Raw genomic sequence first — 26,678 nt, 5'->3', positions numbered from 1 at the left:
TCAAAAATACAGATTTGAATTAGTTGGAGGATTATATAAATAAAATCTGATTTTGGGGTGGTTTAATTGGGAAAGTACATACCTTACACAAGTACGATAAGGCAGCAATTAAATGCAGCAAAGAAAAAGGACAAGACAAAAAAGAATAAGGGGAAGTAAGATGCTTATAAAAAATAACAAGCACTTCAATGATGCTAGATTTCCTCCCGTCGGGGAAGTGATAGAGGCATATGATGAAATGATTTGCTTTGGTGAGATGTTTTATCTATGCCAGTACAATGAGTTATTTATACCACTTAAGGAATCAGATATAGAACATATAAGCCAACTTAATAATGGTCAATTGATATTTAACTTTTAAGGAGCTGATAAAATGAGCAGAGTTTTATACACCAAAGAACGCTGGGAACAAGTATTAGAAGTTAACAAAAAATTAATGCAACAATATCTTAGAAGTTGCAAGGCAGACAAAAAGGGGACTAGAACGATAGAACAGTATATGTACGACCTTAGGTTTTTCTTGTACTGGAATCTATTAGAAAACGGCAACATGAGTGTGCTAGATTTTAAGAAAAAGCATTTTAATGAGTTTAAATTCTTCATGGTTGAAGAACGTGGTGCAAGTAACGCTAGAGTTAATCGTATATTATCTGCAATTAGAACTATGATGTCCTATGCAGAAGATGATGATGACGATTATGAGGAATACATTAGAAATCCTGCAAGCAAAATTAAAGGCCTAGAAAAGGAACCTATCAAGGAGAACGCTTTTCTAAGCCAGAGACAAATAGACTTACTTAGAGCCTACTTAAAAGAGCATAAGATGTACCAGCATCTATGCCTACTCGATATTCTATATGATACAGGGGCTCGTGTCAACGAAGTGCTTCAAGTTAAGAATATTGAGACGTTAGAAAAGGGATATATCAAAGTAACGTGTAAAGGTGGAAAAGCTGAATATATATTATTGCATAATCACTCAAAAGAAAGCATTAAATTACATCTTAGTGTCAAACAACATGAAGAAGCCTTTTGGCAAAGTAAGTATGGACCAGTAACAAAAACGGGAACGTTAAGAGGATGGGTTAAGGATATGTACAAGATACTTAAACAATTAGATCCCAGTACACCTTATTTTACTCCTCATAGTTTTAGACATACGTTCCTGGAGAACACAACAAATGGAACACACTACTTATGTGGCATTATTGGAAGACAATTGACTATGGAAGAAGCACAGTTACTTGCACATCATAAATCAATAGATATGACAAAAAGCTACCTCAAGCCAAAAGACAACGAAATGATTTTCGGACTATTTGGCATAAAAATAGCTTAGCGCAAAATAGTTTATGTATGTAATAACTCGTACTAAACGTAGTTTATGTATGCAATAACTAAATTTAAATAGTATTTATGTATGTAATATGTGTGCAATAACTCTTACTTAATACGATTTAAGCGAGTTTATGTACTACAGAAATCACCAAAGTAAAGTAAAGTAAAGTAAACAAGAACATAAAATACTACAAGGTGTCGGCGTTGTCAAGAACCTTTTTAAAAGATTTTAGGAGGTACATAATGGACATTAAGAAAAAATTACAAAATTATGCAGATATGCAATTGGAACATACACAGCTTAAAGAACGTATAGATAGTTTAAGAGAGCAACTTACAAGTATTCATTCACAAAACTTTGATGGCATAGTAGCTATGTCTGGTAACAGTGATAAAATAGGAGATATGGTATCTACACTTAGTGACTTGGAAACTACGTATATTCAAAAATCTAATGAGCTTATGAGAAAGATGATAGAAATAGAACGTAGCATTAATACATTAGAACCAATGGAACGTGTAGTGGTAAGAAAAAGATATATGGAATGTAAACCTTGGGAGACTATATGTGTTGAAATGAATTATGGATACAGAGGGATACTTAAAGTTCATAGCAGAATATTACAAAAACTACGAAAAATATCATAATGGGCACTCTGGTTCACATGCTTATGTGATATTATGATATTAGTTAATTAAATGGTAAATCGTTCTTCTTCTTGGCTGGAGACCTGAAGAGAACAAAATTGGAGTTACATTACAAAAAAAGAGTGAGCTTTGGTACATGTGGTGTGTGCAGGCTTGCTCTTTTTGTGCAAAGAAAGGAGGTACTAATTAATGGCTAGAGATCCACGAAGAGACCAGGCATTTGAAATATACAAGAAGCACAAAGGGAATATTAGTTTAGTTGAAATAGCTAATCAACTAAGCGTGTCAGATGGCACAGTTAGAGGATGGAAGTCTAAAGACAAATGGGAACAGCAGCTTAACGGAACGTTCCAAAACGAAGCAATAAAAAAACGGAACGTTCCAAAAGGAAAGAGCCCACCTAATAATAAAAAAGCAGAAAAGCCTTTAGCAGAGGTTGAGTCGGTTATAGATAATCCTGATTTAACTGATAAGCAAAGGCTTTTTTGCTTGTATCAAATAAAATACTTCAATGCAACAAAGGCATATCAAAAGGCATATGGATGTGCATACAGTACAGCAATGGTGGAAGGCTCTAAATCCCTAAGAAATCCAAAGATTCAAGAGGAGATTAGAAAGCTCAAGCAAGCAAAGCTTAACCAAGCAACTTTAGAGCCTGGTGATATCTTTCAGAAGTACATGGATATAGCATTTAGTGATATTACTGATTATTTAACATTTGGCAAGAAGAGCGTTGAGTATATCGACAAGCAAGGCAATGAGCAAGAAATAGAGGCCAGCTATGTTGATTTAAATAACTCTTGTGATGTTGACGGAACTTTAATTACAGAGGTTAAGCAAGGCAAGGATGGAATATCAATAAAGCTTGCTGATAGGATGAAGGCATTACAGTGGATAGCTGATCATATGGACTTAGCTACTGAAGAGCAAAAAGCTAGGATAGAAATGATGAAGGCTAAGGTTGAAACAGGCGAAGAGCAAGAAGGAATAACCATTATAGATGACATATAGCATGTATCACAGATAACTTGGAATTATTTGTGGTAGGTATTTACGTATTTACAACGTTTTCTAGTTATATAAGCAGCTATTTAGAGATTTACTAAAAAAAATAACATAAATACTAAACTTGAGGTGAGAATATGGATGCTACAACAGTTAGAATTTCAGAGATAATAAATCCTAATTTCCATGAGTTTTGGAGAGCATCTAAAGAGCATAACTGCTTAAAGTATGTTGAAAAAGGTGGGCGTGGTTCTGCGAAGTCTACTCATATAGGTTTTAGAATTGTTATGGATGTTATGAAATACCCTGTTACAGCATTGGTTGTACGTAAGGTAGGTAACACTCTTGCTGAATCTGTATATGAACAACTAAAGGAATGCATAGATATGTTGGGCGTTTCATCAAAGTGGAGAGCTAAAATGTCCCCACTAAGTTTAACGTATCTGCCAAGGGGTAATAAGATAATATTTCGTGGGGCAGATGATCCTCAAAAAATTAAGTCAATAAAAATGAGTAAATATCCAGTAGCCATTATGTGGATTGAGGAACTGGCAGAGTTCAAAACAGAGGATGAAGTCAGTACAATCGAGAATTCTGTTCTGAGAGCAGAATTGCCGGATGGAATGTATTACTCATTGTTTTATTCATACAATCCACCAAAGCGAAAACAGTCATGGGTAAACAAAAGATATGAAACACACTTATTACCTGATAATACATATGTGCATCATAGTACTTATCTCGAAAATCCGCATATATCTAGGGCATTTCATGATGAAGCTAACCATATCAAGAAAACAAATGAGCCAAAATATAATTGGGAGTACTTAGGTGAGCCAATAGGCAGTGGCGTAGTACCATTTAATAACCTTGTATTTAGAACGATTACTGATGAAGAGTATAACAGCTTTGATAATATAAGGCAGGGGAATGACTGGGGATATGCAGCAGACCCAGTGGCATTTGTAAGGCTTCACTATGATAAGACTAGAAGAAGAATATTCTTTATGGATGAGTTTTATGGCGTTAAGAAGTTTAATAGAGAATTAGCAGAATGGATAAAGAGTAAAGGCTACAATACAAAGTTGACTATTGCAGATAGTGCAGAACCTAAGAGTATTGCTGAATTAAATGACAATGGTTGTATGTTTACTGGTGCTAAAAAGGGACCAGGAAGTGTAGAGTATGGTGAGACATGGCTAGATGGGTTAGAAGAAATAGTAATAGACCCAGTAAGAACACCTAATGTAGCAAGAGAGTTTGAAAATATAGACTATCAGGTAGATAAAGATGGTAATGTACGTTCAAAACTAGTTGACAAGGATAACCATACAATAGATGCAACAAGATATGCATTAGAGAATGACATGGAATCTACATTTGACCTATCAAGTCTAACTTAACAGAAAGTGAGGTGAGAATATGGAGAATGAGGAAAACTCAATAGAAGAACACGCTAAGCGTTTTAATTTTGATGGTGGGTACGTAAACCTTTTAAACAAATATGGCACAGGAAGAGATTCAAGTGAAGCATATGTATATAATGCAGACCCAGCAATTATGGATACACAGTTAACGACAATATATGAGCAAAATGGTCTATTTTGCAAGATTATTGATGCTCCTGCAGAGGAGGCGCTTAAGAGAGGAATTGACTTGTCAGCTATAGCAGATGCAGAAACAGCAGACTACATTGAGAATAAATTAGACAATCTAAATGTAGATGAGCAGTTTATCCAGGCACTAATATGGTCAAGACTATATGGTGGTGCATTAGCTGTTATGCTAATAGATGATGGTGGGAAATTAGAAGATCCACTTAATATCAAAAAGGCAAAAAGCATTGATGAAATACGTGTCTATGAGCGCTCAATAGTTCAACCAGAGTATACTTCGCTTTATCGAGGAGTTATTTCAGATGACTATACAATAGGTGAACCAGAGTATTACATAGTTAGCAGTGTATATGGCAGATTCAAAGTTCACAAGAGTAGATGCCTTGTATTCAAAAATGGTAAGTTGCCAGAACAATGTTCAAATGAAAATTATCGTTTTTGGGGTGTGCCGGAGTATGTGCGTATAAAAAAAGAATTAAGAAGAACATCAACATCTCACGGAAATGCAGACAAGCTTCTTGAACGAGCAGTGCAAGCAGTACAAAAGATTAAAGGATTAGCTGGTATGTTGTCAACAGAGGCTGGAGAAGACATGGTTCTTAAAAGGCTTCAAGTTATAGATATGGCAAAAGGTTTATTAAATACTATTGCTATAGATGCAGATGGTGAGGATTATTCGTATTCTACATTCTCATTGAGTGGTGTAAAAGATATTGTTGATGTTTCTTGCAATATGCTCTCAGCTATAACTAACATTCCTCAAACAATTCTGTTTGGACGTGCACCGGCAGGAATGAATGCGACTGGAGAAAGTGACTTAGAAAACTACTACAATTACGTAGAGAGGATTCAAAGAAAATCAGTAAAAGGAAATTACAAAAGGCTACTCAATATTATTTGCTCTATTGCAGTAAATACAAGAGAGATTAAAGAAAAGCCAGTATTTAAACTAAAGTTCATGCCATTATGGAGCCTAAGTGAAAAAGAGCAGGCTGAACTCGATAATCAAAAAGCAGATGGCGCACTAAAAAGAGCACAGGCTACACAAGTATATGTGGATATGCAAGCTGTTGATCCAACAGAAGTAAGAAACGCACTTGCAAAGACTGGTGAGTATGAAATTGAAGATATACTTGATGAATATGACATTGAAGAAGAGAACACTTTTGAAGAAAGTAAAGGCAGTCAATTAGACTTATTACTTAGAAAAGATGATTCAAAAGAGTTAATAGCTTCAGCTGTTCTTATAGTGAATGATGGTAAAATTCTTGTAGGTAACCGAGATAATGGACAGATATGTGGTCCTGGTGGGCACATTGAACCAGGAGAGACACCTTTAGAAGCAGCAGTTAGAGAAACAAAAGAGGAATTCAATATTACTCCAAAAGGATTAGTACCAATTGGGATTATGGAAGTTCCACAGGATTATGATGGGCCGGTTCAATTATACCTGGCAACAGAATATCAAGGTGAACCTCAAACAGATAATGAGGAGATGTTTAATCCTAGATTCGTAGCACCTGAAGATTTAGATGAGGATGAAATGTTTTATCCTTTCTTGCTATCAATTGAACATCTTGTAAACAAACTTACAGCAGGATAATAGAGTACTCGTTAAGAGTACTTTTTTTATGCCATTAAAGGGGATGGTGCTATGGATGAATATATGAGTGAGTATCTTAAAAATAAAGTTAAAAATAAGTTCTATGGACATGAAAAGCTTAACAGTAAGTACAGATCAAGATATCCCGAGTCAATAGAGCGCGAATACATACGTTTGGTTGACGGTTATATGTCAATGTATAAGAAAATGTTGATTAAGTATATAGAAGAATTAAAAAAGGCACTAATAGCTCAGCATAGAATACAAAGGATTAAGAAACATCATGCAGATGGGGATGAGATTCAGGAACTTATTGATAATATATTTAAGCGTATGAGTACAGAAATTCAAAGTAAGGATAAGTCCTTTGGGCTTAGAAGAAAGCTTGAATCTCTTGCACATATGACTAGGGAACTTTCCATTAATGAATGGAAGAAAATGTGTAAGGCGACGCTTGGTATAGATATTTTGGAGGATTATTATTTGGGTGAATTCTATAAACAAACACTTGATATATGGATTCAAGACAATATAAATCTAATAGTTACAGTGCCCAAAGAATCTCTTTCAGATATGCAGAAAATTGTAACTGAAGGATTCAAAAGCGGCAGTACTGTTACAGATATCACCAAACAAATTCAAGCAGCTTATGGCATGAGTAAACGGCATGCACGATTGATTGCAAGAGATCAGCTTGGAAAGCTTAATGCACAATTAGCAAAAAAGCAACAACAGGAAGCTGGAGTTGATGAGTATACTTGGTCGACTTCTAGAGATTCTAGAGTTAGAGATAGCCACAGACATTTGGAAGGTAAAACTTGCAGATGGGATGATCCTCCTGTAGTAGATGAAAGGACAGGAAGAAGATGCCACCCTAGTGAAGATTATCAGTGCAGGTGTATTGCTATTCCAAAATTTAATCTAGAAGGTATTAATTTACCAATACAGAAGGAGACAAAAGAACGCTCAATTAACAATAGTGTTACTCCAAACACTCCGCATAAGATTAATGGTACTAGCAAAAGAAAGAGAAATGAGAAGAAGAACAGGAAAGAGCCCGATGATAAGAATATTTTTACAAATGTAGTATTAAATAACGAAGAATCATTCTCTAAATATACAGTTAAAGGTAGCAAGAGTGTTGAGCAACCGAATGCAAATAAGGTAATTGCAGTAGACAAACATTATACGAGAAAGCAGCTAGAAGAATTAAATCTTAATGAACTAAAAAAGATAGCTGAAATAAAAGCTACTAATTACTATAAGAGCGGTAAAAGTGGTATATCGTTTGGGAATGCCTCAGAAGAAGAAGCTGCTAAAAATCTTGTTAGCATAGGTAGTAAAACATCTCTTATAAAAGACATTATGTCTATACAAAGGAAACTTAAGTGAAAGGAGGACAAGTAATTGCTATTAGGTAAACAAGTACAAAGAACAGATAGCATTGCGGTTGATAAGACATTCTTTACTGCAGAAGGTTACTTGATTGATGAACCTATTGTTACAAGGGTAGGCATATTTGAATATACAAATCCTGATGGAACGCTTAGAAGAGAATTAAGATTACCAGAAGAAGTATTTAACCATGATAGCCTTAGTTCTTATCAAGGCAAACCCATTATAGTAACACATGATGCAGGGCTAGTAACAAAAGATAATGTTGGACATGAGACAATTGGTACGATTCTTAGTGATGGGTACCAAGAGGGTGACAATGTTAGAGCAAAAGTTGTTATTCATGAAACTGATGTGCTTAAAGAGTGTGGATTAAGAGAGTTATCTCTTGGTTATTCACTGGATACTGATGAGACTCCTGGCGAGTGGAATGGACAACATTATGACGCAATCCAAAGAAACATAAGGATTAATCATCTTGCCTTAGTAGGAGCAGCTAGGGCAGGAGAAAAGGCAAGGCTCAATATTGATGGTAAAGAAGAGAAAGGAGAAGGGAACATGGTATTAACAAGAAAGCAGTTAGCACAAGCAATTATCGACTTTAACAAACAAGCTAGAGCCGATGGAGATGTAGCAGTTACGATTCCACAAGAACTTATCGAAAGTGGCGAAGTAACTGTTGAAGAAGTAGGAGGTGGTGAAGAAGTAGCAGAAGACACAGCTCTTACAGCTGAACAAATCAAAGAGACAATGGCTAATGAAACTGATCCTGAAAAGTTAAAAGAGTATATTAATATGCTTCTTAACTTAGTACCTACTGAAACAGCAGTAGATGGTAATAATGATGTTTTACCAGCAGATGAAAAGGAAGAAGATGTAACTCAGCAAGAATCAAATAATGAAGATAGCAAAAAGTGCGATGAAGAGGTAGAAAAGCCAGTTAATATGGATTCAATCGATAAGCTGGTATCAGCTAAGCTTGAGATGTGCAGAATTGGTGAAAAACTTGGGTTAAACCTAGAAGGACAATCTATTTCTACAGGTAAAAAAGCAATCATTCAAAAAGTTGAGCCTGGTATCAGACTTGATGGAATTAATGAAGATACCATTAATGGCATGTATGCAATGGCTAAGGCTAAGGTGTCAAAGATGCGCTCAACTACTGAGCAAAAGCGCCAGATGGTTAATGCAGATGGAAAAGACAATGTACCAGGACAAAACAAAAGTATGGCAGCTCAAAAACGTCAAGAAATGATTAACAGAGGGGGAGAACAATAATGTCTATGAATACTAATTATGGATATGAAACACCGAGCGGTGTACCAGGCGGCATTTATGATTTATCACCACACACAGTAAACAGTAGAATTACTGGTTCAGCAGGAGTTAGCTTAGGTATTGGTGTTGTACAAGGAACATCAAAAGGAACAGAAATTGTAGTACCTACATCAGGTTCTACAGAAGCAACATTTGAAGGCGTAACACTTAATTCATTTTCACATGAAATGGAGAAGGATGGAAAAGTTATTATTCAAAAAGGCGCTACATTAGAAGTTATGAATCAAGGTAAAGTATGGGTAAAGGTTTCAAAAAATGCGAAGGACGTAGGTTATGGTGTATCTGCTAATTTAGTTCTTTCTGGAGATGAAGTAGGATTCTTTACTACAGCAGCAGATACAACTACTGAAAGTAAGCTTGCATTAACAAAAGTAAAATTCATTACTGCAGTAAGTGATGGTATTGCAGTTGTAGAAATCGGTAAATAGGAGGTAAATAACATATGGCTATTAAATACAATCCACAACAACCAAGTACAGGATATGATCCAGCAGATTTAACAGCACTTAGAAATTCAAACTTAGCAGCAGGCATGGTGAATGCACCCAATGTAAGAGGACTTCACTTTGATTCAGCAGAGGATGCTTCTGTATTCTTTGCAAGAGAACTTGACTATGTTAAAGCACATAGTTATGACAGACTTTACCCAGAGTTAAGTTCATTTTCAATCTTCCCTCAAACACATGAAGTAAATGAAGGTGCTGAAAGCATTACATGGTACAGCTATGAAAAAACAGGTCTTGCAAAGATTATTTCTAATTATGCAACAGACCTTCCAAGAGCAGACGTAAAAGGTAAGCCTTCTACAAGCTATATTAAATCAATTGGAGATAGCTACGGTTACTCTGTACAGGAAATGAGAGCATCACTTTACAGTGGGAAATCTCTTGATACTAGAAAAGCTGACTCAGCACATTATGCAATTAAAAGACAACAAAATGCTATTGCTTTTGCCGGGGATGCTGAAAACAATATGCTTGGTATCTTATCAGAAAATACAGATATTCCAATCTTAGTATTAGAAGAAGGTGCAGCAGGTAGCGTAGCATGGAAGGATAAAACAGCAGATGAAATTCTGGCAGATGTTAGAGCCATGTATATGTACCAAGCTAAGCTCACAATGAATGTTGAGAGAGCCGATACACTTGCCCTTCCTTCTGACGTCTACATTGATATTTCTCAAAGACGTTTACCTGATACAGATAAGACAGTGCTCACATACATTCTTGAGAATGCGCCATACCGAACAAAAGAGAATCCAACACCATTAACTATTTATCCAGTGCCTGAGCTAATGGCTGATTCTGAAAATACAAATCCATATGGTGTAAATGCAGGAGTCTTATACAAGAATGATCCAGAGAAATTCTCTATTGAAACACCAATGGATTTTATCCAACATCCATTACAAACACAAAATCTTGAAATGATTGTACCTTGTGAAGCACGTTCAGCAGGTGCAATTATCTATTATCCATTATCATTATTAATTGTTAAAAATATTTAGGGGTGATTAAAGTGAAAGTAACTAATAAAACACAGAGGATTATTGGCGTAGGATTAACAACAATCTTGCCTGGTAGAACAGAGGTAGTTGATAACAAGTACTCAAAAAATCCAGAAGTAAAGAGAATGATTTCAAAAGGTGAATTGAAATTAGAAGTAGATGCACCTGATATCACAGAAGAAGATAAAGTTCAAACAGCAGCTTCTATTAAGAAAATGAAACGTGAAGAATTAGACGCTCTGGCAGAAAAAATGGGCGTTGAAGTTTTACCAGAAGATACAAGAGAAACTCTTTCAGCTAAGTTAATTGCAATTGTAGAAGCTATTTAATGGGGGTTAATTATGGACCCACTTACTATATTTAGATTACTTGCAAAAGAATTTTCAAAAGTAGAAGATGATGAAGTTCTTATGTGGATTGATTTTGTTAAGCCACTTATTAGTAAGAAGAAATTTGGTAAGATGTATAGCAGGGCTGTAGTATTAATTGCAGCCCATAAAATGAAACTAAACATGGTCGGCTCTGAAGGGAATACTCTTGGAGCCGCATTTGGTATATCAAGTTATACAGAAGGAAGTACGTCAGTAAGTTTTAGTAACACTTCTACAAGCAGTACTGATACAGATTCTGAATATATGCTTACGCAGTATGGTTCCCAGTATTTATCATTAAGGAATATGTGTATTATGCCAATGGTATGCGGAGGTGAAGAAACTTGTCTGTAAAAGATACACTTACTCCAGAAGGCAAGAGATTTCAGCAAGAGCTTAAGAAACTTCAAAAGCTTAATGTGAAGATAGGATTTGAGGGTGGCAAAGCATTTGAAGAGGATGGTACAGATATACTTGATATTGCTATGTGGAATGAACTAGGTACAGTTAATTCACCGAGCAGACCTTTCATGAGGGAGGCTGTTGATGGAAATGAATCAATTATAAATGAGTTTCTTAAGCAACAGAAAGAACTATTTGTAAAAGGTCAATCCGCAGAAGTCACATTACATAAAATAGGCGTATTCATGAAAGGGTTAGTACAAGACAAAATTGTAACGGGTTCATTTACAGCTAATGCACCTAGTACTGTAGAGAAAAAAGGCTCTGCAACACCACTTATTGACACTGGGAATATGAGACAATCAGTAAACTTTGTCGTTAAGGGAAAGGGGGATAAATGATGAACCTGTTTAGAAAACCATATAAGCTCAGGAGATTTGGAGAACAACAAGTAGTACGTGGACATGTTTCACATCCTTATACAGATATGGAGACATTATTGAATGTACAGCCATTAAGTCCCAATGAGATAGCATTATTGCCGGAAGGAAAACGAAATATTAAACATCTTAAGGCGTATGGTGATGAACAGTTAATTGCTACTGATAATGACAAGAGCATTGTTGGAGACAGAATTTTATACTATGGTAAATGGTACGAATGTTCTTCTAGCGTAACATGGGACCATACGATGCTATCTCATTGTGAAAGCCAATTTGTAGAAGTATCAAGTAACGAAGTTGGTGAATAAAATGACAATTCAGGAACTTAAAGAGAATATTTATGATCTTGTTGCCAAGTACTTTACAGGAGCAACAGTTGTATGGGCTGAAGAATATATGGCAAAGCCCAAATATCCTTTAGTCACTATTAAAGCAGGCACAGTAAAAATTGGAAACATGGATATAGAGGGTGAAATTGATGGAGAACATTCATCAACGTATAATTGCATGTTACCAATTGAAATTAATTTATATACAAAAGGTGAGAGTATACTTGGCGAAAACAATATGGTTATAGCACAAAGTAATAGTGCTGTAAATGACCTTACAATGTTTGTAGCCTACATGCAATCACCTTTTTCTATTGATGAGCAAGAGAGATTAGATATATGTATGCTTTTAAATGGCCCAGTCAACGACATATCGTCAGTCCTACAAGATGGCAGGTATGAATATCGTGCAATGATTGAGCTTAATGTAACGTTTACAATGGGATTCTATGGAGCATATAACACCAATACAAAGACACCTAGTGGCGGTGGTAATGACGATTTAATTGGTTCTAAAGCCGGGTATTTTGAAGAAGTAGAAATAAAGGAGGAAAAAGAATGAGTGGTTTAAACTCAATTGTACAAGTAGACATTTCAATTGAAAGTCCAGTAATAGATAGTACGTCTTTCGATTATATGCTTATTGTAGGACCAGCACCTAAAGTAGCACCACAAGAAGCACCTAATGAAGTGGCTGCATACTCTAGCTTAACTGAGGTTACAGAGGCAGGATGGATAGCTACTGGAAACAATGCAGACCCAATAGGAATTGCAGCAAGAATTGCATTTAGCCAATCGCCTAAGCCTAATAAGGTTTATATTGCGGTACAACAGCAAGATGAAGAAACAAGTGATTTAGAGAGTGTTGAGAAAACACTTAATAGGGCACTTGGTATAAATGGGTGGTATGTAATTTGTCCTGCAGGTATTGAGACCAGTGAATATGAAAAGATTGCAGAATGGACTGAGGCACAAAACAAAGTATTTGCCTTTACAAGCCTTGCAGTTGATCCAGGGTTTAATGTAAAAGAATTCTATAGGACATTTTGGATATTTGGTAGAGAAACAACAAGCCAATTATCAGAAAATGTACCAGCAGCAAATAATTACTTACATGTGGCATGGGTAGCAAAATCATTGAATTATGATAGTGGGAGTGAGACGTGGTCCTTTAAGTCCCTATCAGGAGTAAATCCATCAAGGCTAAGTACAGCAGATGTTAATACGATTGAAAGCAATGGTGGTAATCATTATACAACAGTCGCTGGAAAGAATATTACAAGACCTGGTAAGGTGTATGCTGGGGAGTGGATTGATACAATTCGCTTTAGGGATTGGTTGCAAAATGATATGCAAGTAAGGATATTCAACTTATTTGTTACAAATCCTAAAGTACCATATACAGATAAAGGTATTTCTCTTGTAGAAAATCAGATAGTTGCAAGTCTTAAAACAGGGCAAACAGCTGGTGGAATTGCTGAAACACAGTATGATGAGGACAATAAAGAGATACCAGGATACACGGTAACAGTGCCTAAGGCATCTAGCATTACAGCTTCACAGCGTGCATCACGTAAGTTAGAGGGATGTAAATTCACAGCACGTTTAGCAGGGGCGATTCACGTAGTAGAAATTAAAGGAACATTAGTTAATTAAGGAGGGATACCATGGCAGTAAATACATATAGCCCTAAGCAGGTAACTATGGCGCTTGGAAGCCATATTGTAACTGGATATGCAGAAGATAGCTTTTTAAGTATTGAACCAATGGGAAATGGTACATCATCAAAGGTTGGTTGTGACGGAGAAGTCACACGTTCAATGGATCCTGATGAGAGATTTACTGTAAAGATTACAGTTTCCCAAAATTCCCCTACAAATTCATTTTTACAAGGGGAATACAAGAGAGATAAAGCAACAGGTGATGCGATATTCCCGGTACTCGTAAAGGACTTAAAAGGGGAAACAACATTTTCAGCAGAGCAGGCGTGGGTAACAAAACCTATGTCATTTAATAGAGGTAAAGAAGCAGGAGATGTTGAATGGACAATTGAATGTGCATCTGGAAGTCTTGAAAATTAAAGCCGTGTCAAATTGACATGGCTTTTATAATTCCAAAGAAGGTGAGGAAAGTGAGATGTAATAGATGCAAAATGAAAAAAATATGTAAGCAGTGTATTAACTGTAAGTACAAATATGGAAAAGAACCTGGTAAATGTAGCACATGTGAAACTACATGCCAGTGGAAATTAGATAAGACAATTTATGATTAGGAGGATTATCATGAAACAATTAGAACCTAAACAAGTACAGGTAAATAACAATACTTTTTATATTTTCCCATTCCCAGCATTTAAAGCAGCTAATATGAGTGGACAATTAATTTCGCTTGTAACACCAATGCTTGCATCATTAGCACCAATGATTAATCAAAATGGTAATGCATTAGATACTGATCTTGATAAAGCAGCGCCACTAATCGCATCATCCTTTTCAGCGTTAAGCGGTGATAAATTAGAGGATATGCTTAAGAAGCTATTGTTAGGCGGGAATATTACGGTGGAGGTACCAAATCAACAGGCAGTACGACTTGATGAAGATACAGCAAATGAAATCTTTACAGGAGATACACAAGATATGTTTGTGCTTGCCTTTGAGGTAATTAAATTGAATTATGCTGGTTTTTTTACGAAAGTAGCAAGCCAATTTGGAATCCAAAAAGGAGTATTGGAGAAAGCAACAACAACATTGAAAAGTACGGTAGATTTAACACAGAGAGTTTTACAGAGTTAGAACTTAGAATGTACATACTTATAAAAGAAAAGCTTTGTAGTATGTATGAGCTTAAAACTTGCTATACCTTAGATGAAGCTCTTAAGCTTTATGCTTTGCACCAGATGAACTCAGATATAGAAGAGGCTAAAGCTAATGAGTTTAGAGAGGGGGCGAAGCATTGACGCTTAGAGAATTAGCCATTGCAGTAGGCTTCAATATAGATGGAAAGTCAGAAAACGCAGTTGAAAGTAGCATTAATGGCATTAAGAGTATGGCCTCGAAGGTGTTAGGGGCAATAGGGATAGGATTCTCTATATCTGGATTATCTAATTTAGCAGAAGCGGCAGCAGACGCAGAGGCTTTGAAGTCGCAATTCACACAAGTATTTGGTGAATTAGAGAATGATGCATCAGAACAACTACAAGGTATAGCTGATAATACAGGTATTTTAGTAAACAGGATGAAGGGAAGCTTCACACAGATAGCAGCATTTGCTAAAACTACAGGTATGGAAGAAGTAGAGGCATTAAACCTTGCTAATAGGTCAATGAAGGCAGTAGCAGACTCAGCAGCATTCTATGATAGGTCTATGGAAGAAGTAACGGATAGTTTGCAGTCTTTTTTGAAGGGAAATTTTGAAAATGATGCAGCTCTTGGATTATCTTGTACAGAAACTACTAGAAATGCAGCGGCTAATAAATTATATGGTAAATCATTCAAAGACTTAGCGGAAGATCAGAAGCAATTAACCCTTTTACAGATGGTAGAGGATGCAAATAAAGCATCTGGGGCTTTAGGACAAGCAGCTAGGGAGTCTGATACATGGACTAACCAATTAGGTAACTTAAAACAATCTGTAACTGATTTAAAGGCAGAGGCAGGTAAAACATTCCTTGAACCTGCTGTAAAAGTTTTAAAAGTACTTAATACAGTAGTGCAAAAAGCTACTTTAAGTATTTCAAAAATGAAGCCTACTATTGAAAATATAATACGAACTGTAAGTAATATTGCTACAAAGACGGTTAATGTATTAAAAACAATAGTTGATAAGCTAGGTGGCACAGAAAATACAATAAAGTTAGTAACTATTGCAATTTCAGCATTAGTCTCGACTTTATCTATAATGAAAATCATAAAGCAAGTTAAATTATTTGCTAGTGCATGGGGAAGTGTTGGTAAGGCTGCAATGATAGCTAAATTAAAATTGTTAGGTATCATTGCTATTGTCGCACTGATATTCCTTGTTATAGATGATTTTATCAATTTTATGCAAGGTAATGATTCTGTAATTGGAACATTGCTTGAAAAGGCTGGTATAGATACAGAAAAGGTACGTGATACTATAAAGTCAGCCTGGAAAACGATATCAACATTCTTGTCAAATACATGGGGAAAAATAAAGTCTGTTGCTTCAACTGTATGGGGAGGCCTCAAATCATTCTTTTCTAATAATGCTGGTACTATAAAGGGTATACTTTTATCGGCGTGGAAAATAATATCAATGGTTCTTTCTACATTATGGGATGGTATATCAACAATAGCTACAGCTATCTTTGGAGATCTCCAAGAGTTTTGGGACACCTGGGGAGAAACGATAATGTTGTCATTTCAACTATTCTTCCAGTACATCGGACAGCAGTTTGAGTACTTTTTACAGATACTTAAAGGCGTGCTAGATTTCCTGGTATCAGTTTTTACAGGAGATTGGGAAGGCGCATGGGAGGCAGTTAAAAGTATCTTTTCAGCTATATGGGGAAGTATAAAAGATACGTGTTCTATAATTTGGGAAGGAATCAAGTCATTTATAGGGACAAGTATAGATGCTATTAAGCAAAAAATATTTGGTATGTATGAAGCTATTAAAGAAAAGGTAACAGGAGCAGTAGGATTTATAAAAGATCTACTAGGTATGGGTGGTAGCGTCGACTTATCTGTAAGTTCAGCCACTAAAGCCGCGGCAGGTATTGGAGGTGTTAGTAGAAGTATTAACCAAAGCAATACAATAACAAATAATTTTAATGGTGGAAATCCATACGATCAACAACGTGCATCAAATGCAATATCTAAGAGCGGTGAAGATGTTACATCTTCTCTTAGACGTAGTTTAGCAAATTCATAGGGGGTGTAGATGTGAGAACTAAGAAGCCTTGCAGTATTAATGGCATAGAGTTTGATGCCTTAATTGATATTAATGATTCGCTGGAAGCAGATGCCCCAGAGTATCCGGTCGAAGATGGATACAACGTAAATGACACAATTATTCTAAAACCTCGTATGATTAGCATTGTTGTAGCGCTTAGCAATACACCTGTAACGTGGAAGCAACGCTTTGGGGATACATCTAGTAGGATTGAAGAAATACAAGACAAGTTATTTGAGCTATATGCTGAAAGAATACCAGTAACATTTTTTGCGAATGACTATGTATACGAAAATTTTTGTATAACAAGCATTTCATTTGCAAGAAGTGTAGATACTGGATATGCCCTAGAAATACCAATTACACTTAAAGAAATAAGAAAGACATCAACAAAGACAACTACTATTCCAGATTCATATATAAGAGCCGGGAGAAGTGCTACTAATGCAGGAACAGCTACTACAGGTAAAAGTAAAGGTATAGCATCAAGTTCAAGTAATAGTAAATCATCTAGTAGTAGCTCTTCTAAAGGAAGTAGTAGTAACAGCGATGGAGAATCTAAAAAGAATGGAAGTATATTATATGGCCTTGCTTCGACAGCAGGTCTTTTTTAATTAGGAGGCGTAATATGACAACGTACATACAAGCACCAAACCACAACGACAGTTTTTGTCGTGTGGTATTGGACAGTAAAGAATATTTAATGCGTTTTACATACAATGCCACAGGTGATTATTGGTCATGGGGCCTGTATGAGACAGATGAAACGCCAATAGTAGCAGGCATAAAAATAGTACCTAACTTTCCACTTACATATTTCTGTAATAGGAGTACGCTTCCTAATGGTGTTTTCGGTTGCTTAAGTGACAAAGAAACCGTGGGAAGAGATGACTTTATTAATGAACATGCAGTATTTATCTTTATCCCTATTGAAGATCTAAAGGATGGTGAGGATAATGGACAACTTTGATAGACAATATAGATTGATGATAGGTACTAAAGGTAAAAATAATGCTTTTGAAATAGGAGACGGTGAATATCCTCTAAGAATTTCATTTAGCCTTGATAAGGCAGATACAACTACACAGAATGAGGCTAAGATAACCGTATGGAATTTATCTAAAGAGCATAGGGATATGCTAGAAAATAAGGATTGTACAGTTGTTCTCAGCGCTGGATATGGTAATAACCTAGCGCTAGCATTTTGTGGTAATGTAACAGAGGCATCATCTTCTATAGATGGAGCAGATATGCAGACTGAAATATCTGTAGTTGACGGGCTTGTAGAAATAAGAGATACATATATATCACTTTCTTATGCAGGTGTAATTAATACAAAGAAGGTAATTGATGACATTGCAAATAAAATGGGTGTAAGTTTAGTGTTTGCGCCTAAAATTACGTTTAAAGATTTACTAAATGGATATACATTCGTTGGTCAAGCAAAGGCTGCATTAAATAAAGTATGCAAGTCATCTAATTTAACGTGGACATTACAAAATGGAGTATTACAGGTTAAAAGTCATAATCAGGCTATAAGTAATAGAGTATACGTACTAAGTGCTGAAACAGGGCTTCTTGATACGCCTAAAAGAATTGTGAAAAGTGATGAAGAGAAAACGGATAGCACTTCTGAAGAAAATAGTAAAAACAATAGCTCTACTAAAACAACAAAAAAAACTACAAAAAAGAAGTCACAAAAGGGATGGGAAGTAAGATACTTTATGAACTTAGCGATAGGAGTAAATGACTTTGTAAGATTGGAGTCTAAAATAGCTACAGGGTATTATCGTGTAGACTCTATAAAAATCAGTGGTGACAATATTTCTGGTGATTGGACATGTACAGCTGAATTAATGGAGGTAAGTGTACAATGAATCAAAGATTAGTTGAAGAAATAGAAAATAAAATACAAAACACAGTTAATGGAGTACATACAGCATTACCAGGTACTATTCAAAGCTTTGACCCTTCAACATGTAAGGCAGTGGTACAACCAATAGGTTGCTTTAAGACACCAGCAGGTGAAGAAATGGCATATCCAGCTATTTCAGACGTACCAGTTATAATACCTCAAACATCTAATATCGTAATAGCATTCCCTGTAAGAAGTGGTGATGGGTGCCTATTAGTATTTAGTGAGCAAGAACTTGATTATTTTATGCATGGTGGGTCATCAAGTGAATTACACCACGATTTAACAAATGCTATTGCTATACCAGGTCTTTTCAAAAGCTCAAATGATGCTATTAAAAAGGCTAATGATGAAAATGCTATTGTTTTGAAAAACAATAATAGCTTTTTAAGTATGCAGAAAGAAAAAATATGTATTGAAACGCCTGTTATAGAAATCAAAGGCAATTTGCGTATAGATGGTGCTATGGAAGCCTCCGGATCTGGTACTTGCAAAAGTATTAATACTGAACAACTTAAAGCTGATAATGCTGAAATTGAAGCATGTAATGTAGCTGGAATAGACGTTGGACAACATATTCATACGGATAGCGAAGGTGGCTCTACAAGTATTATGAAATAGTAGGGAGGGTTAAAAATGTTTGATGTGCTATTAGATGGTGGAGGAGATTTAATGATATTAGATGGTGATATTGTGCTGACAGAAAGCGTATCACAAGCAATAGCTATAAGACTAAGATGGTTCTTAGGTGAATGGCGTTTTAATACCTCGTATGGTGTACCATATTATGAAAGTATATTTGTTAAAGGATATGACTTAAGAACTATAGAAAGATTGTTTACAGAGCAAATTTTATTAGTAGATAAAGTTAAGAATGTAGATGCTATTAAGGTTGATGTTAGTAATGTCACAAGAAAGTTATATGTATCATACAAAGTAACACTTAAAAGTGGTGAAATTTTAGAAGAGGAGGTAAAGATGCATGAGTAACTATGGCGTAACAGAAAATGGATTTATGTTGAAAAGGCTTGATGTAATTAAATCAGATATATGTACTAGATTAAAAGATAGTTGGGGAATAGACCCTTCTATCAATCCTCAAAGTGCATTAAACGTGCTAATTACTAGTTTTAGTGATGAAATAGCAGCCTTATGGGAATTAGCGCAAGATACATACTATAGCCAGTATCCTTCTAGTGCATCCGGAATAAATTTAGATAATGCTATGCAGTTAGGTGGAGTTACAAGGTTATGTCGTACAAAGACTAAATATAATATAAAATGCACTGGAAGTGATGGTACGCTTATACCATACGGCGCTATGTTAAAGTCTACTACACAACCTGTTAAAAGTTTTATATGTTCTAAAAATCAAACGATAAGTAGAGAAAATTTCTTAAGTATAACTTTTGGAATTATTTCAGATATAGGAGCTACTTATAGTGTGGAGATAAATGGTACACTATTCTCTACTATAGGTGTTAGTAGTGATCCAGTAGTAACATTACAAGCACTGTATGATGAAATAGAGTATGCTACAATTGACAAGGTGCTAGATTTAAATAATTTATGTATAACGCTTACATCAAAATCTAAGCATAGCAGCCATACTATGGTTACAAGTGATAATATTGTCGTTACAAGCGTATCAGCTAATATTACTTTTGAAAGTGAAGATTATGGTCAGGTCTTGTTGCCATTTAATACAATTACAGAAATAACAACATTAGTTGCAGGATTACAATCTGTTACAAATGAAACAGATCCTATTCTTGGCCGTGATGAAGAAACAGATATTGAGGCAAGACATTCTTATTTGAAACGCATATTTTTGCATTCAAGCAATATGATTGAAAGTATTGTTGCTGAAATCACTGAGAATGTAGAGGATATTACAGCTCTTATAGCGTATGAGAATGACACTAATGTAGAAGATGAATATGGTAGACCTCCACACAGTATAGAAATTGTTGCAGAGGGTGGAAGTGCCTCTACAATAGCGAAATGTATCTATAACAAAAAGGCCACAGGTATTCAAACATACGGAAATGAAGAGGTTTCAATACTAGACGATTATGGTAATACTCATAAAATACGATTTAATAGGCCGACAAGCCTAAATACTTGGTTGAAAGTAACTCTTACAAGGGATGGTAATGCTATACAGCCAAACTATGTAAGTATTGTAAAGGATTCAATAATTAGTAGTATCAATACTAGTGTAGGTGAAAATATTTACTTGCAAACATTACTTGTTGATATATACAAAAATATAACAGGAGTGAAATACATAGAAATAAGAGCAGCAATAAGTGACACCGAACCAGTAGACTATAATTTAGATAATATAGATGTAGGTCCAAGGGAAAAGGTATCAATCTCTACAGACAGAATAGAGGTGGTACTAAGTGGATCTTAAAGACGGAATACCAGAACAATTTAGAGGACATTTCTATATGGATGCATTACTAAATGCATTCAACGAAGAATTAAATCAGTTAAAAGAAGTGTTCGATGAGCTTAATACAGAGAGGTGGTTTGATACAAGTATAGGTAAGCAGTTGGATGGGATAGGTGACATAGTAGTAATGTCAAGAAATACAGCATGGAAACATGCAGGTATTCCCAGTATTGAAATGACAGATGAAAGATACAAGCTTTTTCTTAAGTGGAAGGCTCTTAAAAATGTAAGTAATTGTACATTCCCACAATTTTGCGAAGCATGTAAGCTTATGTATGCTCCGAAATATATCTACTATTGGGAAAGAAAAGAATATCCAGCAACAATGTTTGTACAAATAGGTGCAAATATTAAGGATGAACAATTAGAAATGATGAAAAATGCTCTATTGTTTATTAAACCTGCTGGTGTAGCATTAAAAGTTGATGTATTCGCACTTGAATTTTTCGGTTTTAAAGACACAAATGAAACAGCACTAGGATTTAGTGAAGGTAAAATGGCTAAAGAAGTAATTTACTAAAGGAGGATGGTTAATTTGGGTGATTTGATGAAGGATTTGACATTGCAAGAGTTGTTTGCTAAATGTTTCGCATCACAAGGAAGTCTTGCAGAGGTAACAGATAAAGATTGGGAAGAAGGGTGGAATGCTATTGTTAACGGAAATAATGGTATTCCAACAACACAAGATTTTAATTTGTTTGGTTACATCTTAGAGTATAAGATTAATGCTTTATATACAATGATGAATACAAATTATGAGTCAGTTACTCATTATGATAACTTTAGTGCTATCAATGAAGGATATACAGCACAAACATCTATTGTATCTATCATAAGAAGTATGAAAGTAAAGAGCATATTGCTAGCTCATGTATCTCAGGAAAATAATAGATACCCATCTTCAGTAGGAGATTTAAGAATTGAAAAGTATGCTACAGATACAGCTGCATTACAGTTTTCTTGTTTAGTCAATGGCACACCTACTAAGTATCATAGTGTTGTTACTGCAGATAATATTGAGACTATATTTGGAGGTGTAAGCTAATGGCAAATACTACAGGATGGACAAGAGTTGCTGATGAAAATGATATTTCAGCTATTCTTGATAGAATGGGGGCTACTACTGATACTGGAGGAACAGCAACCACAGGTACTACTATGGCAAAGCTTAACGCTTTATTAAGCAACAGTACTACAAGTAACACAAATATTTCAGCTTTACAAACAGATGTAACAAAGATTATTAATAATCTTTTAGGTTCAACTTCTGACACAGGAGGTAGTTCTACAGCAGGGACAGCTTTAGCTAAACTTAATGCAATTATTAATTTTGTAGATGCACTTGAAACTAATACAAATACTAATAATACTGCTAGTAAAACTGGTGTATTATCACAAAAATTATCATACATAATAGATAGTTTGGTAGGTACCACTACTGATACAGGAGGCACAATCACAGCAGGTACAGCTATGGCGAAGCTTAATGCCCTACTAAATAAATGTAATAATGGGGATATTGTAGGGAAAGAAGTTCAATACGAAAAGATTTCAATTACAACAGGGACCGATTACGTACTGCTAAAAAGTTATACAAACTTAAAAGGTGGAATGGTACGTGTTTGTTCATATTCAGCAACAAATCCAGTGTATAAAATAGTAGTTGATGGTATACAAAAGATTGATTCTCTAATGGCTATTAGTAACAATTATATAGACATACCATTTGAATCTAGTGTAGAATTATACGTTTCACATTCGAATAGTTCTAAACTTACTTATAATTATTTGTTACAATATTTTACAAATAAATAGGAGACTGCAATGAATAAATATATAATAAATGTTGATGAAAATAATAACATCATCAAAACCGCATCAACATTTGATGTAAAAAAAGATGATATTCAAGTTACTATTGGAGAGTATCAACAAGCAAGTAAGTATAAGAAATATAATCCCAAAACACATATATTTAGTGAACCAAGAATAGATTATAGCCTTGAAGATTATAAAGCAAAAAAGGTGAAAGAGTCAAAAGAACAACTATCACAATGGCTAGAGAAACACCCTTTGCTAAGTGAAATACACAATAAAAATGGTGAATATTATACAGTAACGCAAGAAAAACAGACTCAGCTTACACAAATGCTTATGATATATTCTATAGCTGCACAGACAGGAATGAAAATGCAACTTACATGGAATAGGGCAGGTGGCGTGTGTGAAGAATGGACTTATGAGGAGTTAAGTACATTGTCATTCCAGATTGCAGATTATGTTCTTCCTAGAATAAAGAAGCAGCAGCAACTTGAGATAAAAATTAATGAATGCAATACACCAGAGGAGGTAGAAGGTATTGAAATCGAATACGATACTATTTAAACACTTATGCTTGTTTAGTATAGGTGCTTTTTTGTACTTGTTTATAGAGATCTTGTACAGAGGGCATACACACTGGACTATGGGTGTGTTAGGTGGATTATGCTTTGTAATTATAGGGTTACTTAATGAAGTATTTACTTTTGATACACCTATGATAGTACAAGCAGTCATTGGTGCAGTAGTAGTAACAATACTAGAGCTTATAAGCGGATTAATTTTAAACTTGTGGCTACAACTTGACATTTGGGATTATTCAAATATGCCATTTAATTTTATGGGACAAATAAGCTTATATTTTAGTATAGCTTGGTTCTTCTTATCTATTGGAGCAATCATCTTAGATGATTATCTTAGGTATTGGCTGTTTAGAGAAGAGAAACCTTACTATAAATTATTTTAAAGAACGGAGGCAGTAGTTAAACAACAGCATATAGAATAATAGAACGCGGAGGGCTAAAAAGATGACAGTTACAAGTATAGAAAAAGGAACATATTTAGTTTTTAAGTATGCAAATGAGACAAGTGGCAGTGAAACTACAATGGATTTTAAAATCGGTGATGTGCTTACTTTAGTGCAGACAATAGGTGATAGAAAAACGAAATATACAGGGCGTTTGGCATCAATCGGTGACAGCACATTGAATTTGGACATTAGTACGCAATACAAAAGCAATATTGTAGCAATAAAGTTTACTGATATAACATTAGTGCTGCAAGAAGAAGGATGATTGATATGGAAAAAAAGTATCGATTGGATTTAGATATCTACGGTGTAGAACTAGATGAAATAATGTATTTTAATTCTAATAATATTAATACTTGCGTATTAGAATTTTGTTTATTGGATCATGGCATACCACTAAATTTAGAAGGAATAAATGTATTTATTCAGATTCAGTTACCAAATAAAGAAATAATAGAGGTTGATTCAGAAAAAGAATATCCTACCAGAGGATTATGTAGGGTTGTACTTCCTAAAAAAGCAGTAGCAGTTTCTGGTACGTATCAATGTAAAGTATGTATTGCAAAAGATAGTAAATTCCTTAGTTTTGATGAGTTTCTTTATCATATTAGAAGTAAGTTTGAAATGGAGAGTAGCGGAGATGATGAAGGAGATAAGCCAAGTGAAAGTATTGAAGAATACACATTGTCAATAGCAGGGGTAGGAAGAGCAGGGGCAATAATAGCTGGGCGAACAAGGTAGAGTAAGGAGGAAGAAAATGAAGACTTTTATAAATGAATCAAAAGATTCGGATGGAAATATTGTACAAGAAGGAACTACTGTGTATGCAGAAGACTATAATAGATGGGAAAAAGGAGAGTCTGACTATAGGACACATGAATCAAATGAAGATATCCATGTAACGTCTCAGGAAAAAGAAACATGGAATGATAAGGTAAATTCTATTGCAATGCAACAGGCTATTTCAACTGCCAAGAAAGAAGTTATTGAACAAATCCCAGAGTTACCTGATTTAACAGGCTTAGCTACAAAGGAAGAAATGAAAGAGGCAATTGAAGCATCACAAAGTACTGTTGCAGATGGGACAATTACACCAGAGAAAACAACATTCTTTGAAAAGGTTCAGTTAAATAGGCCAAACTTATTTGATGGTAATTATATTCCTTATTACATTAGTGGTAGTGGTACTTACAAGATAATTACAAGTTCAACCTCTAAGATGTGTATAATTCCAGTAAAGCCTTCAACAATGTATAGTATTAATAGGTCGTCAACATCAACTACATCATCAGTTTTTAAGATTTTTACAGCCACAACATTAGCAGATGATTTAGTGACACAAACAATTGATGGTGCTTTAAAGTCAACTATAACACTTACACCCGAATTTAATATATTCAGAAACGTAAAGGTTACGACAGGTGTAAATGATGCATATATGTTCGTAGTTGTAACAAATACAAATGAAGATGTTGACTTACAAGTGCTTGAAGGTAGTTATGATAACTTTGTAAATGGAACAACAACATATAGCCTAAAAGGTGTCAATGTTTATTCAAAATACGAAACTTATTCAAAAGAAGAAGTTGATGTAAAGTTTGGTGGTTGCTTTTATAAAGAAGGAAATAGGATGTATATAACACTAGGAAAAGCAACATATACACTAGAAAATTACATTAAAGAAAGTATTAATGTATCAGTTTGGAGACTAACTGATTTATGGGTTGGCGAAACTGAAATCTTTAAAACAAGTGATATAGAAGGGCCACTGAAAGAGGTTGGGACGGCTGACTTCATTGGTGGATATCATGGTGATGAGTTAATGCAAAATGTCATTGTATTGGCTGACGGTAATGTCGTAGACATGACATCGGAAACTATAGATAAAACTACATTTAATCGATTAACTGTTTTTGTTGAATCTATGTTAAATAGATGCGATACACCATCAACTGATGTAGTGAAAAGATACAAAGTGCTTGACTTTGAAAATGGAAAGCTGACTATAAGAAATACTTACAATATCCTTGTCGACAACTTTGTAATTAACAGATTGTGTGGCGGAGGGCTTTTTAGCATTTATAAGGATATTGTTAATTACACAAGTGACAATGTAACGAACATGTGTAGGGCTACAGATAATACAACAACTTCTGACAGTGTTTTATTGTCGTCAAGCAAGTTTTATGATGGTACATTCTACGGAGATGGTTTTGCTATCAGAATGAGAAGTACAGGAGAGAAGCTTGAGACTTACACAGGTAAGATACAAGACTATGCAACAGAAAGTAGACCACGTCTTAAATTTTATTTTGACTCTATTCTTAGTGCCAGTGGTGTTACTTACAACAGTGGAGATTCCCTTACTACAAGCTTTGAGATAGAGATAAAATAATTAATAATGCATATAGAAATACCTTTAATAAGGTGTATTTTTTATTCCTTTTTTACTAACTTAAATATAAACTAGAATTAAAAGCATGAGAAAACAAAAATAATAAGGAGGTCTCACATGGAATATGTAGCTATTTTAGCAACTATATTT

General features: G+C 35.0%; 34 protein-coding genes. All 34 read left to right on the top strand.

What is annotated here, in order from left to right; translation table 11 throughout:
- The first annotated feature begins 112 nt into the window (after nt 1-112).
- The 34 genes from AC1VAQ_RS17145 (at nt 113) to AC1VAQ_RS16980 (ending at nt 26,528) form a co-directional block, all read left to right on the top strand.
- On the top strand, nt 113-361 hold the full coding sequence (locus tag AC1VAQ_RS17145) for a hypothetical protein (protein ID WP_479904258.1): 249 nt from the start codon (nt 113-115) through the stop codon (nt 359-361).
- Nucleotides 362-373: 12 nt separating this feature from the next.
- On the top strand, nt 374-1,339 hold the full coding sequence (locus AC1VAQ_RS17140) for a tyrosine-type recombinase/integrase (RefSeq protein ID WP_479904257.1): 966 nt from the start codon (nt 374-376) through the stop codon (nt 1,337-1,339).
- Between the two features lie 242 nt (nt 1,340-1,581).
- Nucleotides 1,582-1,986: a hypothetical protein gene (locus AC1VAQ_RS17135; protein ID WP_479904256.1), complete on the top strand. Its 405-nt coding sequence runs from the start codon at nt 1,582-1,584 to the stop codon at nt 1,984-1,986.
- Nucleotides 1,987-2,175: 189 nt separating this feature from the next.
- Nucleotides 2,176-2,997, top strand: coding sequence for a terminase small subunit (locus AC1VAQ_RS17130; RefSeq protein ID WP_479904255.1), 822 nt, complete (start codon nt 2,176-2,178; stop codon nt 2,995-2,997).
- A 131-nt stretch (nt 2,998-3,128) separates the two neighbouring features.
- Entirely contained in the window at nt 3,129-4,394 is a 1,266-nt protein-coding gene (locus tag AC1VAQ_RS17125) for a PBSX family phage terminase large subunit (RefSeq protein WP_479904254.1), read from the top strand.
- A gap of 19 nt (nt 4,395-4,413) precedes the next feature.
- A complete protein-coding gene (locus AC1VAQ_RS17120) occupies nt 4,414-6,210 on the top strand; it encodes a phage portal protein (RefSeq protein ID WP_479904253.1) in 1,797 nt (598 codons plus the stop codon).
- 51 nt (nt 6,211-6,261) lie between these two features.
- Nucleotides 6,262-7,602, top strand: coding sequence for a phage head morphogenesis protein (locus AC1VAQ_RS17115; protein WP_479904252.1), 1,341 nt, complete (start codon nt 6,262-6,264; stop codon nt 7,600-7,602).
- 15 nt (nt 7,603-7,617) lie between these two features.
- Complete coding sequence (locus AC1VAQ_RS17110; RefSeq protein ID WP_479904251.1) at nt 7,618-8,883, top strand: DUF2213 domain-containing protein; 1,266 nt, start codon at nt 7,618-7,620, stop codon at nt 8,881-8,883.
- The gene (locus tag AC1VAQ_RS17105) at nt 8,883-9,371 is read left to right on the top strand and encodes a structural cement protein Gp24 (protein WP_479904250.1); all 489 of its coding nucleotides are present in this window, start codon (nt 8,883-8,885) and stop codon (nt 9,369-9,371) included. Before AC1VAQ_RS17110 ends, AC1VAQ_RS17105 begins: the two co-directional genes overlap by 1 nt.
- A gap of 14 nt (nt 9,372-9,385) precedes the next feature.
- On the top strand, nt 9,386-10,450 hold the full coding sequence (locus AC1VAQ_RS17100; RefSeq protein ID WP_479904249.1) for a DUF2184 domain-containing protein: 1,065 nt from the start codon (nt 9,386-9,388) through the stop codon (nt 10,448-10,450).
- 11 nt (nt 10,451-10,461) lie between these two features.
- Nucleotides 10,462-10,779, top strand: coding sequence for a hypothetical protein (locus AC1VAQ_RS17095; protein ID WP_479904248.1), 318 nt, complete (start codon nt 10,462-10,464; stop codon nt 10,777-10,779).
- Nucleotides 10,780-10,791: 12 nt separating this feature from the next.
- Nucleotides 10,792-11,175: a DUF4054 domain-containing protein gene (locus tag AC1VAQ_RS17090; RefSeq protein WP_479904247.1), complete on the top strand. Its 384-nt coding sequence runs from the start codon at nt 10,792-10,794 to the stop codon at nt 11,173-11,175.
- Nucleotides 11,166-11,624 (top strand): hypothetical protein, encoded by a 459-nt coding sequence (locus AC1VAQ_RS17085; protein WP_479904246.1) that lies wholly within the window; start codon nt 11,166-11,168, stop codon nt 11,622-11,624. Before AC1VAQ_RS17090 ends, AC1VAQ_RS17085 begins: the two co-directional genes overlap by 10 nt.
- Nucleotides 11,624-11,974: a hypothetical protein gene (locus AC1VAQ_RS17080; protein WP_479904245.1), complete on the top strand. Its 351-nt coding sequence runs from the start codon at nt 11,624-11,626 to the stop codon at nt 11,972-11,974. The genes AC1VAQ_RS17085 and AC1VAQ_RS17080 overlap by 1 nt, the downstream gene beginning before the upstream one ends.
- A gap of 1 nt (nt 11,975) precedes the next feature.
- Nucleotides 11,976-12,557 (top strand): phage neck terminator protein, encoded by a 582-nt coding sequence (locus AC1VAQ_RS17075; RefSeq protein WP_479904244.1) that lies wholly within the window; start codon nt 11,976-11,978, stop codon nt 12,555-12,557.
- Nucleotides 12,554-13,651, top strand: a complete 1,098-nt coding sequence (locus tag AC1VAQ_RS17070; RefSeq protein ID WP_479904243.1) for a DUF3383 family protein — start codon at nt 12,554-12,556, stop codon at nt 13,649-13,651. The genes AC1VAQ_RS17075 and AC1VAQ_RS17070 overlap by 4 nt, the downstream gene beginning before the upstream one ends.
- Before the next feature lie 11 nt (nt 13,652-13,662).
- Nucleotides 13,663-14,076 carry a phage structural protein gene (locus AC1VAQ_RS17065; RefSeq protein WP_479904242.1) on the top strand — a complete coding sequence of 138 codons (414 nt, stop codon included), beginning with the start codon at nt 13,663-13,665 and terminating at the stop codon, nt 14,074-14,076.
- A 201-nt stretch (nt 14,077-14,277) separates the two neighbouring features.
- Nucleotides 14,278-14,787: a phage tail assembly chaperone gene (locus AC1VAQ_RS17060; RefSeq protein WP_479904241.1), complete on the top strand. Its 510-nt coding sequence runs from the start codon at nt 14,278-14,280 to the stop codon at nt 14,785-14,787.
- 8 nt (nt 14,788-14,795) lie between these two features.
- Nucleotides 14,796-14,951, top strand: a complete 156-nt coding sequence (locus AC1VAQ_RS17055) for a hypothetical protein (RefSeq protein WP_479904240.1) — start codon at nt 14,796-14,798, stop codon at nt 14,949-14,951.
- The gene (locus AC1VAQ_RS17050; protein ID WP_479904239.1) at nt 14,948-16,888 is read left to right on the top strand and encodes a phage tail protein; all 1,941 of its coding nucleotides are present in this window, start codon (nt 14,948-14,950) and stop codon (nt 16,886-16,888) included. The genes AC1VAQ_RS17055 and AC1VAQ_RS17050 overlap by 4 nt, the downstream gene beginning before the upstream one ends.
- An 11-nt stretch (nt 16,889-16,899) precedes the next feature.
- Nucleotides 16,900-17,523 carry a phage baseplate protein gene (locus AC1VAQ_RS17045; protein WP_479904238.1) on the top strand — a complete coding sequence of 208 codons (624 nt, stop codon included), beginning with the start codon at nt 16,900-16,902 and terminating at the stop codon, nt 17,521-17,523.
- Between the two features lie 14 nt (nt 17,524-17,537).
- Entirely contained in the window at nt 17,538-17,879 is a 342-nt protein-coding gene (locus AC1VAQ_RS17040; RefSeq protein ID WP_479904237.1) for a phage baseplate plug family protein, read from the top strand.
- Nucleotides 17,866-18,786, top strand: a complete 921-nt coding sequence (locus tag AC1VAQ_RS17035) for a phage protein (protein ID WP_479904236.1) — start codon at nt 17,866-17,868, stop codon at nt 18,784-18,786. Before AC1VAQ_RS17040 ends, AC1VAQ_RS17035 begins: the two co-directional genes overlap by 14 nt.
- Complete coding sequence (locus tag AC1VAQ_RS17030) at nt 18,783-19,445, top strand: Gp138 family membrane-puncturing spike protein (RefSeq protein WP_479904235.1); 663 nt, start codon at nt 18,783-18,785, stop codon at nt 19,443-19,445. The genes AC1VAQ_RS17035 and AC1VAQ_RS17030 overlap by 4 nt, the downstream gene beginning before the upstream one ends.
- 15 nt (nt 19,446-19,460) lie before the next feature.
- Nucleotides 19,461-19,814, top strand: a complete 354-nt coding sequence (locus AC1VAQ_RS17025; RefSeq protein WP_479904234.1) for a contractile injection system sheath initiator — start codon at nt 19,461-19,463, stop codon at nt 19,812-19,814.
- Nucleotides 19,807-21,243 (top strand): hypothetical protein, encoded by a 1,437-nt coding sequence (locus AC1VAQ_RS17020; RefSeq protein WP_479904233.1) that lies wholly within the window; start codon nt 19,807-19,809, stop codon nt 21,241-21,243. Before AC1VAQ_RS17025 ends, AC1VAQ_RS17020 begins: the two co-directional genes overlap by 8 nt.
- The gene (locus AC1VAQ_RS17015; RefSeq protein ID WP_479904232.1) at nt 21,233-21,805 is read left to right on the top strand and encodes a baseplate wedge 1 family protein; all 573 of its coding nucleotides are present in this window, start codon (nt 21,233-21,235) and stop codon (nt 21,803-21,805) included. Before AC1VAQ_RS17020 ends, AC1VAQ_RS17015 begins: the two co-directional genes overlap by 11 nt.
- Nucleotides 21,806-21,820: 15 nt before the next feature.
- Nucleotides 21,821-22,330, top strand: coding sequence for a hypothetical protein (locus tag AC1VAQ_RS17010; protein ID WP_479904231.1), 510 nt, complete (start codon nt 21,821-21,823; stop codon nt 22,328-22,330).
- Nucleotides 22,330-23,100: a hypothetical protein gene (locus AC1VAQ_RS17005; RefSeq protein ID WP_479904230.1), complete on the top strand. Its 771-nt coding sequence runs from the start codon at nt 22,330-22,332 to the stop codon at nt 23,098-23,100. Before AC1VAQ_RS17010 ends, AC1VAQ_RS17005 begins: the two co-directional genes overlap by 1 nt.
- 9 nt (nt 23,101-23,109) lie before the next feature.
- Nucleotides 23,110-23,670 carry a hypothetical protein gene (locus tag AC1VAQ_RS17000; protein WP_479904229.1) on the top strand — a complete coding sequence of 187 codons (561 nt, stop codon included), beginning with the start codon at nt 23,110-23,112 and terminating at the stop codon, nt 23,668-23,670.
- Nucleotides 23,645-24,070, top strand: a complete 426-nt coding sequence (locus AC1VAQ_RS16995; protein WP_479904228.1) for a putative ABC transporter permease — start codon at nt 23,645-23,647, stop codon at nt 24,068-24,070. Before AC1VAQ_RS17000 ends, AC1VAQ_RS16995 begins: the two co-directional genes overlap by 26 nt.
- Before the next feature lie 61 nt (nt 24,071-24,131).
- Nucleotides 24,132-24,398 (top strand): hypothetical protein, encoded by a 267-nt coding sequence (locus tag AC1VAQ_RS16990; protein WP_479904227.1) that lies wholly within the window; start codon nt 24,132-24,134, stop codon nt 24,396-24,398.
- Nucleotides 24,399-24,403: 5 nt separating this feature from the next.
- Nucleotides 24,404-24,874 carry a BppU family phage baseplate upper protein gene (locus AC1VAQ_RS16985; RefSeq protein ID WP_479904226.1) on the top strand — a complete coding sequence of 157 codons (471 nt, stop codon included), beginning with the start codon at nt 24,404-24,406 and terminating at the stop codon, nt 24,872-24,874.
- Between the two features lie 16 nt (nt 24,875-24,890).
- Complete coding sequence (locus AC1VAQ_RS16980) at nt 24,891-26,528, top strand: hypothetical protein (protein ID WP_479904225.1); 1,638 nt, start codon at nt 24,891-24,893, stop codon at nt 26,526-26,528.
- The last annotated feature ends 150 nt before the right edge of the window (nt 26,529-26,678 follow it).

Source organism: Cellulosilyticum sp., from assembly GCF_982396655.1.
Note: the sequence above shows the minus strand (reverse complement) of the source record. Positions and strands in the feature narration are given on the sequence as shown.

Bases quoted from the DNA above. Each gene is read 5' to 3' on its own strand.
- AC1VAQ_RS17060 (WP_479904241.1), top strand. From the start codon at position 14,278: ATGAAACAATTAGAACCTAAACAAGTACAGGTAAATAACAATACTTTT.
- AC1VAQ_RS17140 (WP_479904257.1), top strand. From the start codon at position 374: ATGAGCAGAGTTTTATACACCAAAGAACGCTGGGAACAAGTATTAGAA.
- AC1VAQ_RS17090 (WP_479904247.1), top strand. From the start codon at position 10,792: ATGGACCCACTTACTATATTTAGATTACTTGCAAAAGAATTTTCAAAA.
- AC1VAQ_RS17075 (WP_479904244.1), top strand. From the start codon at position 11,976: ATGACAATTCAGGAACTTAAAGAGAATATTTATGATCTTGTTGCCAAG.
- AC1VAQ_RS17100 (WP_479904249.1), top strand. From the start codon at position 9,386: ATGGCTATTAAATACAATCCACAACAACCAAGTACAGGATATGATCCA.
- AC1VAQ_RS17135 (WP_479904256.1), top strand. From the start codon at position 1,582: ATGGACATTAAGAAAAAATTACAAAATTATGCAGATATGCAATTGGAA.
- AC1VAQ_RS17030 (WP_479904235.1), top strand. From the start codon at position 18,783: ATGAATCAAAGATTAGTTGAAGAAATAGAAAATAAAATACAAAACACA.
- AC1VAQ_RS17145 (WP_479904258.1), top strand. From the start codon at position 113: ATGCAGCAAAGAAAAAGGACAAGACAAAAAAGAATAAGGGGAAGTAAG.
- AC1VAQ_RS17130 (WP_479904255.1), top strand. From the start codon at position 2,176: ATGGCTAGAGATCCACGAAGAGACCAGGCATTTGAAATATACAAGAAG.
- AC1VAQ_RS17125 (WP_479904254.1), top strand. From the start codon at position 3,129: ATGGATGCTACAACAGTTAGAATTTCAGAGATAATAAATCCTAATTTC.
- AC1VAQ_RS17065 (WP_479904242.1), top strand. From the start codon at position 13,663: ATGGCAGTAAATACATATAGCCCTAAGCAGGTAACTATGGCGCTTGGA.
- AC1VAQ_RS16980 (WP_479904225.1), top strand. From the start codon at position 24,891: ATGAAGACTTTTATAAATGAATCAAAAGATTCGGATGGAAATATTGTA.
- AC1VAQ_RS16985 (WP_479904226.1), top strand. From the start codon at position 24,404: ATGGAAAAAAAGTATCGATTGGATTTAGATATCTACGGTGTAGAACTA.
- AC1VAQ_RS17035 (WP_479904236.1), top strand. From the start codon at position 17,866: ATGGACAACTTTGATAGACAATATAGATTGATGATAGGTACTAAAGGT.
- AC1VAQ_RS17020 (WP_479904233.1), top strand. From the start codon at position 19,807: ATGAGTAACTATGGCGTAACAGAAAATGGATTTATGTTGAAAAGGCTT.
- AC1VAQ_RS17055 (WP_479904240.1), top strand. From the start codon at position 14,796: ATGTACATACTTATAAAAGAAAAGCTTTGTAGTATGTATGAGCTTAAA.
- AC1VAQ_RS17070 (WP_479904243.1), top strand. From the start codon at position 12,554: ATGAGTGGTTTAAACTCAATTGTACAAGTAGACATTTCAATTGAAAGT.
- AC1VAQ_RS17115 (WP_479904252.1), top strand. From the start codon at position 6,262: ATGGATGAATATATGAGTGAGTATCTTAAAAATAAAGTTAAAAATAAG.
- AC1VAQ_RS17105 (WP_479904250.1), top strand. From the start codon at position 8,883: ATGTCTATGAATACTAATTATGGATATGAAACACCGAGCGGTGTACCA.
- AC1VAQ_RS17025 (WP_479904234.1), top strand. From the start codon at position 19,461: ATGTTTGATGTGCTATTAGATGGTGGAGGAGATTTAATGATATTAGAT.
- AC1VAQ_RS17120 (WP_479904253.1), top strand. From the start codon at position 4,414: ATGGAGAATGAGGAAAACTCAATAGAAGAACACGCTAAGCGTTTTAAT.
- AC1VAQ_RS16990 (WP_479904227.1), top strand. From the start codon at position 24,132: ATGACAGTTACAAGTATAGAAAAAGGAACATATTTAGTTTTTAAGTAT.
- AC1VAQ_RS17005 (WP_479904230.1), top strand. From the start codon at position 22,330: ATGGCAAATACTACAGGATGGACAAGAGTTGCTGATGAAAATGATATT.
- AC1VAQ_RS17000 (WP_479904229.1), top strand. From the start codon at position 23,110: ATGAATAAATATATAATAAATGTTGATGAAAATAATAACATCATCAAA.
- AC1VAQ_RS17040 (WP_479904237.1), top strand. From the start codon at position 17,538: ATGACAACGTACATACAAGCACCAAACCACAACGACAGTTTTTGTCGT.
- AC1VAQ_RS17080 (WP_479904245.1), top strand. From the start codon at position 11,624: ATGAACCTGTTTAGAAAACCATATAAGCTCAGGAGATTTGGAGAACAA.